The 16,666-nt window shown below is 42.7% G+C and carries 20 protein-coding genes; all 20 read right to left on the minus strand.

The window, feature by feature from the left end; all coding sequences use genetic code 11:
- Positions 1-10 precede the first annotated feature (10 nt).
- Positions 11-1,189 carry a flagellar motor switch phosphatase FliY gene (gene fliY / locus H9659_RS02075; protein WP_191688522.1) on the minus strand — a complete coding sequence of 393 codons (1,179 nt, stop codon included), beginning with the start codon at positions 1,187-1,189 and terminating at the stop codon, positions 11-13.
- Positions 1,182-2,183, minus strand: coding sequence for a flagellar motor switch protein FliM (gene fliM, locus H9659_RS02080; protein ID WP_191688253.1), 1,002 nt, complete (start codon positions 2,181-2,183; stop codon positions 1,182-1,184). The genes fliY and fliM overlap by 8 nt, the downstream gene beginning before the upstream one ends.
- 37 nt (positions 2,184-2,220) lie before the next feature.
- The gene (gene fliL / locus H9659_RS02085) at positions 2,221-2,649 is read right to left on the minus strand and encodes a flagellar basal body-associated protein FliL (RefSeq protein WP_191688255.1); all 429 of its coding nucleotides are present in this window, start codon (positions 2,647-2,649) and stop codon (positions 2,221-2,223) included.
- Complete coding sequence (locus H9659_RS02090; RefSeq protein ID WP_191688257.1) at positions 2,639-2,860, minus strand: flagellar FlbD family protein; 222 nt, start codon at positions 2,858-2,860, stop codon at positions 2,639-2,641. The genes fliL and H9659_RS02090 overlap by 11 nt, the downstream gene beginning before the upstream one ends.
- Before the next feature lie 304 nt (positions 2,861-3,164).
- Entirely contained in the window at positions 3,165-3,998 is an 834-nt protein-coding gene (gene flgG / locus H9659_RS02095; protein ID WP_191688260.1) for a flagellar basal body rod protein FlgG, read from the minus strand.
- A 98-nt stretch (positions 3,999-4,096) separates the two neighbouring features.
- Complete coding sequence (locus tag H9659_RS02100; protein WP_191688262.1) at positions 4,097-4,471, minus strand: TIGR02530 family flagellar biosynthesis protein; 375 nt, start codon at positions 4,469-4,471, stop codon at positions 4,097-4,099.
- A 22-nt stretch (positions 4,472-4,493) separates the two neighbouring features.
- Positions 4,494-5,141, minus strand: a complete 648-nt coding sequence (gene flgD, locus H9659_RS02105) for a flagellar hook assembly protein FlgD (RefSeq protein ID WP_191688264.1) — start codon at positions 5,139-5,141, stop codon at positions 4,494-4,496.
- Positions 5,142-5,144: 3 nt separating this feature from the next.
- The gene (locus tag H9659_RS02110; protein WP_191688265.1) at positions 5,145-6,419 is read right to left on the minus strand and encodes a flagellar hook-length control protein FliK; all 1,275 of its coding nucleotides are present in this window, start codon (positions 6,417-6,419) and stop codon (positions 5,145-5,147) included.
- Positions 6,420-6,464: 45 nt separating this feature from the next.
- Entirely contained in the window at positions 6,465-7,070 is a 606-nt protein-coding gene (locus H9659_RS02115) for a MotE family protein (protein ID WP_191688267.1), read from the minus strand.
- Between the two features lie 4 nt (positions 7,071-7,074).
- Positions 7,075-7,527, minus strand: coding sequence for a flagellar export protein FliJ (gene fliJ / locus H9659_RS02120; RefSeq protein WP_191688269.1), 453 nt, complete (start codon positions 7,525-7,527; stop codon positions 7,075-7,077).
- On the minus strand, positions 7,524-8,855 hold the full coding sequence (fliI, locus tag H9659_RS02125; protein ID WP_191688271.1) for a flagellar protein export ATPase FliI: 1,332 nt from the start codon (positions 8,853-8,855) through the stop codon (positions 7,524-7,526). Before fliI ends, fliJ begins: the two co-directional genes overlap by 4 nt.
- Positions 8,856-8,857: 2 nt before the next feature.
- Positions 8,858-9,634, minus strand: coding sequence for a flagellar assembly protein FliH (fliH, locus tag H9659_RS02130; RefSeq protein WP_191688272.1), 777 nt, complete (start codon positions 9,632-9,634; stop codon positions 8,858-8,860).
- A complete protein-coding gene (fliG, locus tag H9659_RS02135) occupies positions 9,627-10,640 on the minus strand; it encodes a flagellar motor switch protein FliG (protein WP_191688273.1) in 1,014 nt (337 codons plus the stop codon). Before fliG ends, fliH begins: the two co-directional genes overlap by 8 nt.
- 13 nt (positions 10,641-10,653) lie before the next feature.
- On the minus strand, positions 10,654-12,252 hold the full coding sequence (gene fliF / locus H9659_RS02140) for a flagellar basal-body MS-ring/collar protein FliF (protein WP_191688275.1): 1,599 nt from the start codon (positions 12,250-12,252) through the stop codon (positions 10,654-10,656).
- Between the two features lie 62 nt (positions 12,253-12,314).
- The gene (fliE, locus tag H9659_RS02145) at positions 12,315-12,617 is read right to left on the minus strand and encodes a flagellar hook-basal body complex protein FliE (RefSeq protein WP_191688277.1); all 303 of its coding nucleotides are present in this window, start codon (positions 12,615-12,617) and stop codon (positions 12,315-12,317) included.
- 22 nt (positions 12,618-12,639) lie between these two features.
- Complete coding sequence (gene flgC, locus H9659_RS02150; protein ID WP_191688278.1) at positions 12,640-13,101, minus strand: flagellar basal body rod protein FlgC; 462 nt, start codon at positions 13,099-13,101, stop codon at positions 12,640-12,642.
- A 2-nt stretch (positions 13,102-13,103) separates the two neighbouring features.
- Entirely contained in the window at positions 13,104-13,496 is a 393-nt protein-coding gene (gene flgB, locus H9659_RS02155) for a flagellar basal body rod protein FlgB (RefSeq protein ID WP_191688280.1), read from the minus strand.
- A 363-nt stretch (positions 13,497-13,859) separates the two neighbouring features.
- Positions 13,860-14,636, minus strand: a complete 777-nt coding sequence (gene codY / locus H9659_RS02160; protein WP_191688282.1) for a GTP-sensing pleiotropic transcriptional regulator CodY — start codon at positions 14,634-14,636, stop codon at positions 13,860-13,862.
- Positions 14,637-14,716: 80 nt separating this feature from the next.
- Complete coding sequence (gene hslU, locus H9659_RS02165) at positions 14,717-16,117, minus strand: ATP-dependent protease ATPase subunit HslU (RefSeq protein ID WP_191688284.1); 1,401 nt, start codon at positions 16,115-16,117, stop codon at positions 14,717-14,719.
- A complete protein-coding gene (hslV, locus tag H9659_RS02170) occupies positions 16,114-16,659 on the minus strand; it encodes an ATP-dependent protease subunit HslV (RefSeq protein ID WP_191688286.1) in 546 nt (181 codons plus the stop codon). The genes hslU and hslV overlap by 4 nt, the downstream gene beginning before the upstream one ends.
- Positions 16,660-16,666 lie beyond the last annotated feature (7 nt).

Below are 16,666 nucleotides of genomic sequence, written 5' to 3' on the forward strand. Positions count from 1 at the left end.
CCTCCAAGGTTTATCGTAAATTGTTTAACCGTTCTGTTTGGCTCAAGATATCCGTAATCCTTACACCGAAATTCTCATCGATGACGACAACTTCCCCTTTTGCAATGTGTCTGTTATTCACTAGGATATCAACAGGCTCGCCTGCTAGTTTGTCGAGTTCAATGATTGAACCGCTCGACATTTCCAGTATTTCCTTAACAGATCGCTTCGTCCGTCCTAACTCAACTGTCACTTTCAACGGTATATCCAATAACAAGTTTAAGTTTGAAGTCTCGGATTGATTTAAGGATGGGGATTCAAAGCTTGCAAATTGCGCTTGTTGTACATTTGCATGCTGGTTTTGCTGCTGTCTTGGCGGCAAGTGCTGCGGTTCACTGTAGCCGGAATATTGCTGCTCACCTTGAGGATATGGTTGTGCTGGCGGCTGTTGTTGAACTTCTTGACGCTGTTCTTGCTGCGGTGCCGGTTCTGCAACTGTGGGTGCTGTTTCAGCGGCCGTATCACCGACAAGTGACGAAACAAGCTCTTTACCAAGTCCAAGCGGGAACAACTGCATAATATTCGAATCAATAAGCGTTCCGACTTTTAAGTTGAATGACACTCGGATAAGCAGATCCTCCTGCGGGATACTTCCTGTGCCTTTGTCTTCTTGAACGTTTAGTAACTCAATTGTTGGTGGTGAAATATCCACTTTTTTATTGAACACTGTGGACATCGATGTTGCAGCAGACCCCATCATTTGGTTCATCGCTTCCTGTACGGCGCTTAAATGGATTTCGCCCAAGTCGGGATCGGGTGAAAGTCCATCTCCACCTAGCATCAGGTCGGCGATAATGGCAGCATCACTTTGCTTAATGACGAGCAAATTCGTCCCGCTCAGTCCCACTGTATATTCAACGCCAACTGCAACGTACGGATGAACAAATTCAGTTTCAAGTTCATTCCGATTGATAACAGAGATCTTTGGTGTCGTAATTTCAACTTTTTGACCTAGTAATCCGGATAACGCTGTTGCCGAACTCCCAAAAGAAATATTACCGATTTCACCTAGAGCATCTTGCTCCATTTCATCGAGATAATCGTCTGTTGAAATGCCCTGTATCTCCTGCTCCGCTTCAGCTCCGGTATCAATGGATTCTCCACGCAACAGAGCTTCTATTTCTTCCTGTGAAAGGATATTATCACTCATCATCTTCGTCATCCCCTCCAATCAGGGTATCTAGTATTTGGACAGCCATACGATTTCTCAAATGACCAGGTTGTGCTGTGAATTTAGGGATGCCGCTCACTTCTATCGTGAGTGGCGCATCATACGCGGTATCCAGTTCGATGACATCGCCAAGTTGAAGATATAATAAGTCTTCGATAGTCATAGCGCCTTCACCCAGTTTCGCAACAACGGGTAGATCCGCTTTTTTAATTCTCTTCTCAAGCACAATGCTCTGCTCAGGAGTCGGTTCTTTCTTATTCGTCTGCATCCAGTAGCGCACAGAGAGATTTGGTACAATCGGCTCTAATACGACGTGTGGAATACAGATGTTGATCATTCCACTTGACTCTCCGATAACAATATTGAACGATATGACGACTACTGTCTCATTCGGAGAGATCATTTGAAGAAATTGCGGATTCACTTCCATTTCAGCGAGAAACGGATCGATGTCTGCAATATTCGACCAGGCTTCACGTAAGTTGTCAAAAGATCGCTCGAACAAACCTGTAAGAATCTTTGTTTCGATCTCAGTCATATTATCGATTTTCCCCGAACTCTCGCCATAGCCGCCCATCAGCCGTTCCAGCATGGAATAGGCGACATTCGGATTGACTTCCATAATAATGTTTCCTTCAAGCGGCGGGACTTCAAATATATTGAGGAGCGTCATGTTCGGGATCGACCGAATGAACTCTTCAAACGGAATTTGGTCAACGGACGCTACATTGATTTGGATATATGTTCGTAATTTTGCTGAAAAATAAGTGGTGAGCAATCGAGCGAAATTTTCATGGATTCGGGTTAAACTGCGAATCTGGTCTTTTGAAAAGCGCAATGCCCGCTTGAAATCATATACTTTAACTTTCTTGGTCTCATCTTCTTTTTTTATTTCGTCCGCCGTCATTTCACCTGTCGAAATGGCGGACAGCAGTGCGTCTATCTCGTTTTGGGATAAAATATCTCCCGACATTAGGCCACCTCCTTTTCACTCTTAATTGGTTGAATGCTTATTGAATAATGTAAGAGACGATGTATACCTTCTCGATCTTCCCCTCTTGCATAAGAGGGTTCAACTGAGCCTTGATGGCATCTTCAAAAGCTTGCTTCCCTGTTTTGCCTTCAAAATCTTTAGCACTCTTCTCGGACAATTCCTGGATGACGATGTTATTCACTTGGAAGTCACGTTTCGTAAGTTCTTCTGCAGACTTTTTATTACTTGTTTGGATTTTCAATGAAATACGGATAAATTGACGACCGCTTAAATTCGTTGTAATTTCGGGAATGTCTACAGACGATTCAATGATTTCATCAATGGATGGTTCTTTTTCAGCTTCGTCACCATTTTTCAATTGTAAAGTGAGGATGAGACCCACAACGCCAACGAGAGTGATACTTACTAATATGATTAGAGAGATTGTCAATACTTTATTCTTCATCTTCTTCACCTCGCAAATGTGGGTTCGATAGTAGTTGAACAGATTGATAGAACTTTATGATACGGTCGTTCACTGTATCCATTGAATCGAGAACGACGTATTTTGTGCCCGTCGTCAACGTAATGGTCGTATCGGGAAACGATTCCACTTTTTCTATGTAGAGTGCGTTCAAATGGAATGCAGCTCCATTGAGTCGTGTCACTTGAATCATATGTAAAGGGCCAGGCACAAGAGCCGGCCCGACCCTCCTTTAACGAGCAAATTATGTGGTTCGATAAGGTAAGCTACAGTCGTTGTTTTCCGCTTCAGACGGACGCTTTCCGGGGGCACGATCTCAGCCAATCGAACAACGAAGGGTTCGATTGGCCGTATTTTAGCGAGCTTTGCTAAAATTAAGGCAGCACTCTTTTCCGTCGCTTCGCTCCTGCGGGGTCTTCAATCTTCACTGATCTCTCCGGAGGCGCCGTCTTTCGCTTCAAACAACTAGCATAGTTGTAAACTACTTGAATATACTATTAACGCTTCAAGTTAACGAGTTCTTGAAGGATTTCGTCCGATGTCGTAATGATCCGTGTGTTGGCTTGGAATCCACGTTGAGCGACGATCATTTCTGTAAATTCTTCAGAGAGGTCGACGTTGGACATTTCCAGGGATCCGGATTTAACTGTACCACGACCGTCAGTTAGTGGAGCTCCAGCTAAAGCACCTCCTGAGTTAGCTGATTCTTTATACATATTTCCACCCACCTTTTCTAATCCACCCGGGTTATTAAACGTTGCTATTTGAACTTGTCCCGCGATTTTAAGAACGCCTCCTTGAACATAGTTCACTGTACCATCCTGTCCAATCGACATATTTGTCGCATCACTTGGGATAGTTAGCTTTCCTCGTGTTGTTCCAACTGCTGTATCGCCATTGATACCTTGGAATCCCATAACAAATCTACCATCGCCATCTACCAAAGCACCAGATTTGTCCATATAGAAATTTCCTGCTCTAGTATATTGAACATCCGTAGTATTAGCTCCATCCTGTACTATGAAGAATCCGTCGCCCTCGATAGCAAGATCAAGCGTGTTTCCTGTAAATTGCGTTGAACCTGCCGTGTGGAGTGTATCTATCGCAGCAAGTTGTGAACCGAGACCTACTTGCTTAGGGTTTACCCCACCGCGCGTATTTCCGACTGGTGCACTTGCACCTGCAACTGTCTGTGAATATAAATCCTTAAATACAGTACGTCCCTTTTTAAATCCATAAGTATTCACGTTCGAAATGTTGTTACCAATTACATCCAGCTTTGTTTGAAAGTTTTTAAGTCCTGAAATTCCTGAGTACATTGAGCGTAACATATTGTATTTTCCCCTCTCGGATTGTAAAGTGCAAGTGCCTCTGTCGGTCGGCAATGCGGTGGCATCCTTATTCTTAAGGTCCTGCCAATGTTCGTTTGTTAACTTAGGATAATCGTTCCATCGATGTTCGTGAACAGCTGATCTTTCGCTTCCTTACGATCCATCGCTGTGATGACTGTGGAATTTTTTGCACTGACAATGAGTGCGGCTTGGTCCAGCAGTACGAGTGAGTCGCGAATCCCTTTCGCTTTTGCCTCGTTTACTTTGTCCGTGACATGAGCCCATTCGGCTTCAGATATCGTGATATTCCGTTCCGTCAGACGTTCAGTCGCATGTTTACTGACCTTTAGCGTTTGTGGTGCAAGCGCGTTGTTCAGTTGTTCGACGAAGGACTGTTTCGGTATGGCCTGTTTCAATTGTCCGGGTCGTAGTTGCGGCTGCGATTGGAGACGCTGAATGTTTAGCTGATTCATACAATCGCTCCGTTCTAACTAGTTATTTACTTATTGAAGTGAATTTGTTCCCTTCAATCTTTTCTCCGTTTTCCAGAATGTACAATAGTTTTCCATCTTTATTGGATACTGATGTTACTGTCCCTGTCTTTTCGGTTTCACCATCCAGATAACCGACTGTCTTGCCAATCAGCATACTTGCTTCTACCAAACTATTGGAATTCACTCCGCCTGATAGTACTTCTGAGATATTACCTGGTGACAATTCTTGGCCATCAGCCATTGTGAACACTACGGAACCATTCACATATTTAATGGATGTTATTGTTCCAGTGCCTTCTGTAATGACTGGTTTCCCGTCTTCATCAGGTTTCTCTGCCACTTTGTGCCACTTAATATCTTTTCCAACAAACGAATTGTATTGAATCAATTGGCTTTGGTTTTGGGATTCCGCGAATTTCTCAAAAGCTTTTGTAAGGTTCATAGTTTGTTCCAGTGCAGAAAACTGCGCCATTTGTGCGATGAACTCGTTATCTTTCATCGGATTTGTAGGATCCTGGTTCTGCAACTGTGCAATCAGCAACTTCATGAAGTCGTCTTTGCCTAACGTGCCTTGGCCAGTTTTCCGTTCATCCCTCTGCTTATTCACAAGATACATGGAATCTGTTATCGCTTGTTGTCCATCTACCATTTGTTACACCTCCACATCGAGCAAATATTCTTGGAACGATTGCTGTTCATCATGTTCGTGCTCTTCTGTTTCTTGTTGATCGTCATTTCCTTTAAACTGCTGATGGTTAAAGTTTTGACTGCGATCGTTACGGGATGGATCTTGAACAGCTTGCGTCACGTCAATCCGATCTACTTGAATATTCTGCTGGTTGAATGACTGTCTTAACTGGTGCAGTTGGCTGTCTAACATCTCTTTTCCTAGAGCTGTTGAAGCAAGTATTCTTGCAGTCATGACGCCGTTGGTCTGAATGAGTTCAATTCGGATTTGACCGAGTTGTTCAGGATTCAGCTTGACTAGCAAACGATTTGTGCCACCCTGTTGGCCAAAGTTCGTCTGCTTAAACAGTCCTTGTAATTTTGCAAGCAAAGCCTCGGATTGACTGGTAGGTCGTGTTTCTTGCGTTTCAAATGAAAAAACATTCCTAGATACTATCGGTTGTACACTTGTATTGTGAAGAAGCTGAGATGGATTTTGCTCACTTTTCCCATCATTGGGTGTCTGTTCTTGACTACTCTTTGTCACATTTACGATTGCACTCATAAAAGCTGATGGAATTGAATCTTTACTTTTAAAATCACTTGTCTTTAAAATAGTTTCACTGTCTAGGATACCTTTCAATTCTGTCAAACTGGTTTGTTGCCAACCAAGTAAGTCCTTTTTCGGAAGCACGGTTTCAACCATTTTCAAAAATGCTAGAACGTCCGCTGCTCGTTGTGGTGTAGCCTGTGCTTCACTATTCAACATTTCTCCAAGCGCACCTAATAGATGAGGTGTTTGTTCATTTACGACACTTAAAAGCGTCCACAAATCGTTGGAATACATGACTTCCGCCAGTTCTTCCTTAGTAAGACCTGCCTCGTCTAACAATGTGCTGATGGTTTCCAACAATTCTGCTGGATCCAATGCTAAAACTTCCGCCCATTCTTCAATCGAACTGGCTTCGCCCAACTTGCCAAGACCGCTCAGAATATCTTGCTGAGGAATGTCAGTCAATGACTCCAATACTTTAGCAAGGTCTTCGACAGTTGGTGCAGATAGAATTTCGCTGATTGTTCCTGATAACGCGCCTGCCTGATCGGCGGAACCTGGGTTTTTCGTAGTTTCGACGCTTTTCGTCATTCCAGCAAGTACAGAACCAAATTTCCCATTGAATTTCCCAGTTGTTTGAACTGAATTTCCCGATACCGCAACTGGAGCTGGAGCTGTCATCGCTATTGGAACTGAACCAATATTCATTTTTTCACCTCCTAAGATATAATCTATTACTTTATGATTATATCATCATTTAGCTAAAAGGGCAGTATATTTCGCAGCATCCTCCGGTGTCATTTTTTCAAGAACAGCCGCTAGCGTATTCGCCTTCATTTGCGAAAGAAGCTGGAGTGCTTGGGCATCGTCCATTTTTGTAATGACAGGGGCCGCAGATTTTGCAGACATCTGTTCAAAGGTTGACACGAGCTGCGCTATTTCCTTACTGGAACTATCATTCGTTCTTTGCAGGACTAAAATTTCAGCTTGCAGCTTTTCTTGTGCAAGGGTTAACTCTTCATTTTTCGCATTGGACTTCTTCAAGTCTTCCTGTATATCCATCAGTTGCTGCTCTTTCTGTTTCAGCTCTTCTTTCATGGCGACGACACGGTCTTCTAATACTTTTTTATCTTTTTTTGTGGAAGAGTCTTGTTTTTTCTGTTCTAGTGCAGGAACGGAAGCTGTCCATTCTTTCGCTTTATCCACCACATTCACATCTGCAACTTTTGCAATAATAAGGAGAACAGCTATCGCAAAAATAAGTGGAATCACAAACCACGCGAGTAACATCTGAAAGAAACTTCCGGCCTTGCGCTCTTCTTGGTAGGAGTCTGGCACTTTAGTCTTTTTACGTTTCACCTGCTTACCACCCATTTTCATTTTTGCGGAATTTCAGTGTTGAAAGTTCATCTAATCGTTCGGCTTCTTTATGTTCCATCTCTTCCTGATAAGCATCCCGATCTTTTTCCCGCATCTTTTCATATTTTTTCACTTCAATCGTTTTGTCCAACAACCGTTCTTCGTACCAATTCATTTTACTGCGTGCCTGAATCACTTGTTCTTGAACGGAATTGATTTTTGCTTCAATGCTTTCTATGAATCTCGCATAGTGGTGAATCTCATTCACTGAAAACCCTCTTGCCATTTTCTCTTGCTGCTCCACTAAAATGTCCTCTTTCTTTTTCAACAGGTCATAAAGCTGAGTGGCAATTGTTTCAAATGACTCGATGGATTCCTTATAAGCTGATTCCGTCTCATTCTTTTCCTGTTCACGAAACGTCAAGACTTTGTCAAATCGATAATGGTATGACTTCATGTGTGACCGCCCGCTGAAGCGAGTGCAATCAGTTCTTCTATACTTTCTTCCATCGAAATATTATCTTTGTACCCTTGTTTCAGGAACTTTGTAATGAGCGGTTCATATTCAATCGCTTGGTCGATTTCTTTAGAAGTCCCCCGTTTGTATGCACCAATATTAATGAGATCTTCAGATTTATCATACGTATAGTACAATTCCCTGAGCTTCTCTGCGGCTTTCACATGTTCCGGATCGGAAATATGATTCATTAATCGGCTGACACTCTTCAATACATTAATAGCGGGATATTGCCCTTTGTTTGCGAGAGTCCTATCTAAAACGATATGGCCATCCAAAATTCCTCGAACCGCATCGGCAATAGGCTCATTCATATCATCACCGTCGACCAATACGGTATAGAATGCAGTGATCGCTCCGAATTCGTTCGTACCGCTTCGTTCAAGCAACTTCGGTAGTATTGCAAAGACGGAAGGTGTATACCCTCTAGTAGCAGGCGGTTCCCCTACTGCAAGTCCAATTTCTCGCTGTGCCATTGCAACCCGTGTTACCGAGTCCATCATGAGCATGACATTCATACCTTTATTTCTGAAGTATTCCGCGATAGCTGTCGCTGTGAATGCGCCTTTTATTCTCATAAGAGCAGGCTGGTCGGAAGTCGCAGCAACGACAATCGTGCGACTTAACCCTTCAGGTCCTAAGTCTCTATCGATGAATTCACGAACTTCCCTGCCACGCTCACCTATGAGCGCTATGACATTTATATCAGCGGTTGTGTTGCGTGCAATCATGCCGAGTAAAGTACTTTTCCCTACACCCGAACCAGCAAAAATCCCTACTCGCTGACCGCTGCCTACTGTCAGCATTCCGTCAATCGCCTTCACTCCGACCGCTAATTTTTCATTGATGGTCGGTCGAGTTAATACATTAGGAGGACTTTGCTCTGTCCGAACAGTCGCAAGTCCTTTTGGCAGCGCTGAATTGTCAATCGGATTTCCCATCGAGTCTAGTACTTTCCCTATCAAATTCATACCGACTTTTACTTCAAGCGGTTTCCCTGTCCCTTCCACTAAGCAGCCACTAGAAATGTCCGTGACATTCGTAAACGGCATGAGCATAACGATCTCTTCGCGAAACCCGACAACTTCCGCCAAAATTTTCGACTCTGATCTACTTGTCGGACTCAAGTGGATGATACACAAATCACCGATTGAGCTTTCCGGGCCTTTGGACTCAATCATCAAACCGACGACTCTGGCAACACGGCCATATTTCTTGAATGTATTGACACTCGTTATTTTACTTGAAAGTTCTTCAGCTTTATTCATGATCAGCCCTCGCTCTCCAGTAGTTCCACAAGGCGCTCTTTCATCTCATTCAACTGTTCATCGATACTCACAACGATTCTTCCGTGGTTTGTTTCGATATAACATTCCGTATCTTCGAATTCATCATTTACGAATACCAGCATCGGGACGTCAGGCGGGAAGATCGAAGCAAGTTCTTCCCGACTATCTGAAACTAACTTATAATACTGAGGTGATACGTAGACTTTCACTTCTCTCATTTCACGGACTTCTTTCAAGCCACGTTTCACGATAGACAAATACAAATCCGAATCTTCCTGTAACGCATGTCCAAGAATACGTTCGGCTGATTTCATCGCTATCTCGAGAATGAGCCGTTCTTGATGGTCTAAGTAGGATTGACCATTTTTCTGGGCCATTTCAATTGTGTCATTGGCTTTTTCAATGGTGTCTTGCATGTCTGAAATACTTTTTTTAGTACCTTCTTCATAGCCGACTTGGAATGCCTCTTCATAAGCTCTTTGTTGCAGTTCCGCCTTTTCAGCTTCCCAAGCGTTCCGCATAGCATCGATATCATCATGTGCTGTTTCACGCATCTGTTCAATAGCAGCCTTTTCAATCCCGGCTTGAGTGCGCGCTTCGTTCAAGAGGCGATCCCTTTCTATGATGACTTCTGCTAAATTCAGTTGAGAAGATGAAGGACTTTCCACAGATGCCTCATTCACTGGTCGGAGATTGCGAATTCCAATCTTCTTCACACCTTTCACTTTGTTCGTGTCAGGTCTGTAGATATTAGACAATCACATCATCTCCTCCACCACGTGCAATAATAATTTCTCCGGCGTCTTCCAGTCGACGGATTGTCGCAACAATCCTCGATTGCGCTTCTTCAACATCACGCAGCCTGACCGGCCCCATGACATCCATCTCTTCTTTGAAAGATTCCGCCATACGCTGGGACATGTTTTTGAAAAGTATATCTTTAACCTCTTCACTTGATACTTTCATAGACAGAATGAGATCTTCGTTTTCACAATCACGGATAACACGCTGAATCGAGCGGTTATCGAGTGTAATAATGTCTTCAAAGACAAACATACGCTTCTTGATTTCTTCTGCAAGTTCGGGATCCTGTATTTCCAGCGCATCCAGAATTGTTTTTTCAGTGGCTCGATCGACTCCATTTAGAACCTCGACTACTGCATCCACTCCGCCAGTATCCGAATAGTCATGAGTAACAGTTGAAGATAGTTTTCGTTCAAGGACAGCTTCGATCTCGCTTATAACTTCAGGAGATGTCGATTCCATTGTAGCAATCCGTTTCGCAATGTCAGCTTGCACTTCCTGTGGTAAAGAAGAAAGGATCATTCCTGCCTGTTCCGATTCCAAGTAGGACAAAATGAGTGCAATGGTTTGCGGATGCTCATTTTGGATGAAATTCAAAATCTGGCTAGGCTCTGTCCTTCTTGCAAAATCAAAGGGACGGACTTGGAGTGAAGAAGTCAAGCGATTAATGACCGCTTGCGCATGTTCTTTTCCTAACGCTTTTTCTAGAACCGTTTTCGCATAGCCGATACCGCCTTGAGAAATGTAATCTTGTGCGAGAGCGATGTTATGAAATTCCTCAATGATTTCTTCTTTTACTGAAGACTCCACTTTACGAACTCCGGATATTTCGAGAGTCAATCGCTCGATTTCCTCTTCCGTCAAATGCTTGTAGATTGCTGCGGATACTTCAGGACCGAGAGAAATCAGAAGGAGAGCCGCCTTCTGCTTCCCGGACATTTCTTTATCTTTTTTCACCATGTCTGACCTCTCCTTAGTCCTCTGCTATCCAAGTGCGTAGCAATTTCGCGAATTCTTCGGGTTTTTCTTTCGCCATTTTTTCCAACTGTTTTCTGCGCATCGTGCCTTCAGTCTCAACTTCACCGTTAATGTCACTCACTTCTATCGCTTCCAATTGTTCTTCGAGTGCACGTGCTTCTTCTAATGCAAGTGCTTCGTCTTTACGTCGTTTACGAACATAGAGAATGACTAATGTGATTATCACTAACAGCAGTACTCCGCCTACAACATATACCCACCAAGGGATTACTGTGCGTTCTGCATCGAAGTTTGCCTGCTTGCCACGGATCGGCTGAATGGAAACAGCAATTTTCTGAGCTAGTTGTTCTTCGGTCAATTCACCTACAGAAACTTTGTCAATCGATGTCCGTACGATCGTTTCAAGGATTTGTTTAATGTCCTCTTCAACACCTGGATCCAACGACCCTGGATCATCTGCAGTCGGTGGCTCAACCATCACTTGGAGACCTATGTCCCGTATTTTATAAGGACTTTCGACAATGTTTTTACGGATTCGATTCACTTCATTATTAATCGTCTCTTCTACTCGCTCATAGTCCCCATTACCTGTTGAACCTTCAACTATCGTAGTGCGATTGTCCGTAGGATCTTCCCCTTCCGGAATCCCCCCTGGAACGGCGCCGTCACCTGTAAATGTTTCTGTGATACGTTGCACGCTAAGTGCGATGCCTTCCATACTTTCTTCGTCAACCGGTGTGACAAGGTTTTCTTCTCGATTTTCCTGTTGGAAATCGATATCTGTCGTAACTGAAACAACCACTTTATCTTGACCCATCATGGAACCCAACATCATTTGAACTTGACGCTGCAAGTCCCGTTCAATAGATTTTTTAATCGTCATCTGGTCAGCTACATTTGTACCGAACTGGTTATTTTCGTGGTTCAAATCGTAGTATTCGAAATACTGATTCATCACTACGATATCTTCCGGTGCTAGGTTCGGAATACTTTTAGAGATCAGGTTATATAGCCCTTTAATCTGTTGTTCACTGAACTGCTGCCCGGGTTCTGTCTTTAAAACGATTGATGCACTAGCTGCTTGAACATCCTCTTTGACGAAAACACCTTGCGTTGGAAGGGTGATCATTACTTTTGCGTCTTGTACCCCTTCAATGCCAGTGATCAATTTCGCTAGTTCGTTTTGCATGGTCGCAAGCTTGATCATATTAAACTCATTGTCTGTTGTTCCGAATCCCGCATTTTCAGAGAAGAAAGAGTAATCAATTCTTCCTGAGTTGGCAAGTCCTTGTGACTCGATGGCTACAAGCATATCATCCACTCGTTCTTCCGGAACCAATATAGAGGTACCGCCTGGCGCGATTTTGTTCGGGACTGCTTGTGCGTCCAGCTCTTCTTTTATTCTACCGATATCTGAACGGGAAAGGTCTTTGTATAATGGTACATACGTTGTACGAGAAAGGAAGAAAGTAAGAAGCGCCGCAACAAGGATGATTGAGGCAGCGATGCTCACGTACATTATTTTCTGTTTTTTTGTCCGGTTTGACCAAAACGCTTGTAAGTCGTTTTTGATCTTTGTCAATCTCTCTTTCATTCTGATCCTCCGGTCGGCAAACGTCATCCGTACTGTTTCTGATGAATAACGCTAGATTTTTCTTACACTGGCATACGCATGACTTCTTGATACGCCTCGATCACTTTATTGCGAACTTCCATCGTGGCATTCAAAGCAATTGAAGCTTTTTGAGCTGTGATCATTACATTATGTAGATCTACATCCTCACCTCGGACCAACTTTTCAGTCATGACATCGGATTGAACTTGAGCTGCGTTCACGTCTTGAATCGCATCTTTCAAAAAGCTTCCAAACTTCTGTTGGGATTCGAATGTAGTAGGCGATGCTTTCGTTGCATCCGGCGAAACACCCGGCGCCATTGCCAGAATTGAAGATATTGCCATGCGCTCTCATCCTTTCTTTCTTTTATTTTCCAATTTCAAGTGCTTTCATCAACATTGCTTTGTTGGAGTTAAGTACAGTAATATTCGCTTCATAAGAACGAGTTGCAGACATCATATCTATTGTTTCTCGTAATGGATCGACGTTAGGCATTTCTACATATCCTTCTGCATTAGCATCTGGATGTGTAGGGTCAAATACTTGTTTAAAAGGGGTTTCAGTGTCTTCTTGGATTTTCGAGACCGTGACACCATTACCGATAGCCCCTCTTTCCCGAGTTCCCATGGCAACATTCAAGAAGTTTGAAAACTGCCCTTGCTTCGGTTCAAATGATACAGATTTTCTTCGATAGGGCTGCCACTCTCCGTCTACCAACTTACCGCGGGTTGTATCGACATTTGCCATATTGGAAGAAATTACATCCATCCGGAGACGTTGTGATGTCAATGCAGAAGCTGAAGAATTCAAGCTATGGAAAATAGACACGCTTAACGGCCTCCTTTGATGACATTATTGAGTGAGTTAAATTTACTGCTGATCCGATCAGCAAGCGCATTATAATATATTTGGTTAGCCGCTAGATCCGCTTGTTCTTTATCCATATCGACACCGTTACCATTTTGGTTGTATTTGAAGTTTGAATAAGTGCGCGTTCCTGAACCGGAAGTCGTTGGCGAAAACTGCATATGACGCGAATCAGTACGTAACGCCTCTAATTGAGCTGTCTTCGCTTCATGTAAGTAACTCTTGAAATCTACTGTTTTAACTTTATAGTTTGGTGTGTCTACATTCGCCACATTTTGTGAAATTGCTTTGGATTTGTCAGAAGAAAAATTGAGTCCCTTTTCTAAAGCTGAAATCGTTCCACCATAAAGGTCCAAAATATCCCCCTCCTTCGTATATTGTTAAGAATTATATTAAATTCGACATAATCTCCTAAAAGTCAACAATTACTACTTATTGTATCGGATGATGAACCATTTTGTCTATACAAATAATATAAAAAAGAAAGAAACATTCCTTATAATTTCACATTCGTTCACAACATTTACCAATATTAATAGGCCATATGTACTTATTCTGGATACTTAAAAAAGCATGTTTAGTTTTAATATAGGAGTATTTAATAAACTCAATATTTAATATTTTTTGAAGTACTGTGAAATCCTATATTTTTTAAATAAAAAAAAGAGTAAAAAGCGAATAACGCTTTTTACTCTCCTCTATTATGCACCATTGCAGGCTTATGATTTTTGCTTTTCAAGTTCTTCTAGGAATTTGCTATTCAGCACTTTAATATATGTGCCCTTCATTCCTAGTGAACGTGATTCAATCACACCAGCACTTTCAAGTTTGCGAAGTGCATTGACGATAACCGAACGTGTAATACCTACACGGTCAGCAATTTTTGAAGCGACGAGAAGTCCTTCATTTCCATCCAACTCATTGAAGATATGCTCGATTGCTTCATGCTCACTGTATGAAAGTGAGTTGATAGCCATTTGTACGACCGCTTTACTGCGAGCTTCCGTTTCGATTTCTTCAGATTTCTCACGAAGGATTTCCATTCCCACCACTGTTGCACCATACTCCGCAAGGATAAGATCGTCTTCTTTAAAATCGTCGCTCAAACGAGCAAGGATCAGTGTTCCAAGACGCTCACCGCCACCGATGATCGGAACGATTGTAGTTAAGCCGTTTTTGAAAAGCTCTTGGTTTTCTACAGGGAATACAGTGTACTCACTTTCAATTCCAATATTCGGTGAAGTTTCACGAATCTCAAAAAGCTGTTTAGTATACGCTTCAGGGAATTTACGATCTTCAAACATTTGCTTCATACGTTCGTTTTCAATCTGGTGATGAATTTCAAGCCCAAGCAGCTTTCCTTTTCGGCTTACGATAAATGCGTTACAGTCGATAACTTCGCTAAGCTGTTCCGCCATTTGTTTGAAATTCACTTGCTTACCCGCAGTTTCTTGAAGCATTGCATTAATCTTTCTTGTTTTCGCTAACAGTGTCATTATATTTCCTCCTCATAATTATGGAACTGATAAGAATATTCTAAAGGTTTTCAATTATTAAATAAACTATTTTGTCTCCACTATAAAATAAAATGTGACAAGTCTTTGTCTTTTACAATGCCTTGCAATTTTTCATCGACATATGCTGGTGTGATTTTTATGCTCGTAGGACCGATATCAGATGCCTCAAAGGATAGTTCCTCAAGCAGACGTTCAACAATTGTATGAAGTCGTCTTGCCCCAATGTTCTCAGTATTATCATTCACTTCGAATGCAATTTCAGCGATTCGGTCGATCGCCTCATCCGTGAACTCTAACAGGACGTCCTCTGTTGCCAGAAGTTTCTCATATTGTCGAATAAGAGAGAAATCGGGTTCTTTCAAAATACGAACGAAATCTTCTTTGGATAATTTGTCTAATTCAACACGGATCGGGAACCGTCCTTGCAACTCGGGTATTATATCCGATGGTTTTGCCATATGGAAAGCACCTGCAGCTATAAACAAAATATAATCGGTTTTCACCGCGCCGTATTTTGTATTAACCGTTGAGCCTTCTACAATTGGTAAAATATCACGTTGAACCCCTTCACGGGAAACGTCTGCACTAGAAGAGCCGCCACTTTTACTTGCGATTTTATCCATTTCATCAATGAAGATAATGCCGGATTGCTCTGTTAACTGGACAGCCTGCCGGGCAATTTCGTCATGATCAATTAGTTTGTCCGCTTCCTCAGCTTCTAATACCCTTCTGGCATCTTTTACAGATAGTTTGCGTGCAGATGTTTTTTTAGGCATAAGCGATGAAAGGGCATCTTGCATATTCGCCCCCATCTGTTCCATTCCAGAACCTTGCAGTGCATCGAACATGGAAGGTTGTTGGGAGACGACTTCCACTGTCACTAGCTCATCTTCCAGCTTACCTTGTTTGAGCAAGTCAGCAATTTCACTTCTCTTTCGAGTCGTCTCCGTCACTTCTTCTTGTTCCTCAGCGTCACTCTCACTCTTTTGCCCACCAAACAGCATTTCAAACGGATTTTGCATAGATGCCTTCTTTTTCTTTGAAGGTACAAGCAATTCAACTAAGCGTTCTTCCGCTTGAACACTCGCTTGGTCTTTCACTTGAGCGCGCTGTTTTTCTTTGACAATCCGGACACCCGTTTCAACAAGGTCACGCACCATCGATTCGACGTCACGACCGACGTAGCCAACTTCCGTAAATTTCGTCGCTTCGACTTTCACAAAAGGCGCATCCACGAGTTTCGCAATACGACGGGCGATTTCAGTTTTCCCAACTCCGGTTGGTCCAATCATCAAAATGTTCTTCGGGATGATCTCATTCTTCTCTTCGTCCGTTAACAAGTTACGTCTATAGCGATTCCGAATGGCAACCGCAACCGCACGTTTCGCTTTATCCTGCCCAACAATATACCGGTTTAAAAATGAGATCATTTCTTTTGGCGTCAGTTGTAATGAAGTCATTCCCCAAGCACCTCCACGATAATCCTATCGTTTGTAAACACACAAATCTCTGAAGCCGTTTCTAGTGCCGCACGCGCAATTTGTTCAGCAGTCAATGATTCACCTGCATATTTCGCAAGTGATCTGCCAGCTGCTAACGCATAGTTTCCACCGGATCCAATCGCCAGAATGCCATCATCAGGTTCAATTACTTCACCTGTTCCCGACACAAGAAGGAGCGTGTCTTCATTCATCACAAGCAGCATCGCCTCGAGTTTACGAAGAATCTGATCACCTCTCCATTCTTTCGCAAGTTCTACAGAGGCCCGTTGCAGATTCCCATTGTACTCTGTCAATTTATCTTCAAAAAGATCAAACAGCGTAAATGCATCGGCAACAGACCCTGCAAATCCTGCGAGTACGTTTCCGTTAAATAATCTGCGGACCTTTTTTGCGGTGTGTTTCATAACTACACTTTCTCCCATGGTAACTTGACCATCACCGGACATTGCACAAACTCCCTTATGCCGAATGGCAAAAATCGTAGTTGCATGAAATTCCATTTAAATT

The sequence above is a fragment of the Sporosarcina gallistercoris genome (assembly GCF_014836415.1).
GTDB classification, from domain to species: Bacteria; Bacillota; Bacilli; order Bacillales_A; family Planococcaceae; genus Sporosarcina; species Sporosarcina gallistercoris.

Excerpts from the sequence above, each read along its gene's own strand:
- fliY (WP_191688522.1), bottom strand. The coding sequence starts at position 1,189 with ATGAGTGATAATATCCTTTCACAGGAAGAAATAGAAGCTCTGTTGCGT.
- fliM (WP_191688253.1), bottom strand. The coding sequence starts at position 2,183 with ATGTCGGGAGATATTTTATCCCAAAACGAGATAGACGCACTGCTGTCC.
- fliL (WP_191688255.1), bottom strand. The coding sequence starts at position 2,649 with ATGAAGAATAAAGTATTGACAATCTCTCTAATCATATTAGTAAGTATC.
- H9659_RS02090 (WP_191688257.1), bottom strand. The coding sequence starts at position 2,860 with ATGATTCAAGTGACACGACTCAATGGAGCTGCATTCCATTTGAACGCA.
- flgG (WP_191688260.1), bottom strand. The coding sequence starts at position 3,998 with ATGTTACGCTCAATGTACTCAGGAATTTCAGGACTTAAAAACTTTCAA.
- H9659_RS02100 (WP_191688262.1), bottom strand. The coding sequence starts at position 4,471 with ATGAATCAGCTAAACATTCAGCGTCTCCAATCGCAGCCGCAACTACGA.
- flgD (WP_191688264.1), bottom strand. The coding sequence starts at position 5,141 with ATGGTAGATGGACAACAAGCGATAACAGATTCCATGTATCTTGTGAAT.
- H9659_RS02110 (WP_191688265.1), bottom strand. The coding sequence starts at position 6,419 with ATGAATATTGGTTCAGTTCCAATAGCGATGACAGCTCCAGCTCCAGTT.
- fliJ (WP_191688269.1), bottom strand. The coding sequence starts at position 7,527 with ATGAAGTCATACCATTATCGATTTGACAAAGTCTTGACGTTTCGTGAA.
- fliI (WP_191688271.1), bottom strand. The coding sequence starts at position 8,855 with ATGAATAAAGCTGAAGAACTTTCAAGTAAAATAACGAGTGTCAATACA.
- fliG (WP_191688273.1), bottom strand. The coding sequence starts at position 10,640 with ATGGTGAAAAAAGATAAAGAAATGTCCGGGAAGCAGAAGGCGGCTCTC.
- fliF (WP_191688275.1), bottom strand. The coding sequence starts at position 12,252 with ATGAAAGAGAGATTGACAAAGATCAAAAACGACTTACAAGCGTTTTGG.
- fliE (WP_191688277.1), bottom strand. The coding sequence starts at position 12,617 with ATGGCAATATCTTCAATTCTGGCAATGGCGCCGGGTGTTTCGCCGGAT.
- codY (WP_191688282.1), bottom strand. The coding sequence starts at position 14,636 with ATGACACTGTTAGCGAAAACAAGAAAGATTAATGCAATGCTTCAAGAA.
- hslU (WP_191688284.1), bottom strand. The coding sequence starts at position 16,117 with ATGACTTCATTACAACTGACGCCAAAAGAAATGATCTCATTTTTAAAC.
- hslV (WP_191688286.1), bottom strand. The coding sequence starts at position 16,659 with ATGGAATTTCATGCAACTACGATTTTTGCCATTCGGCATAAGGGAGTT.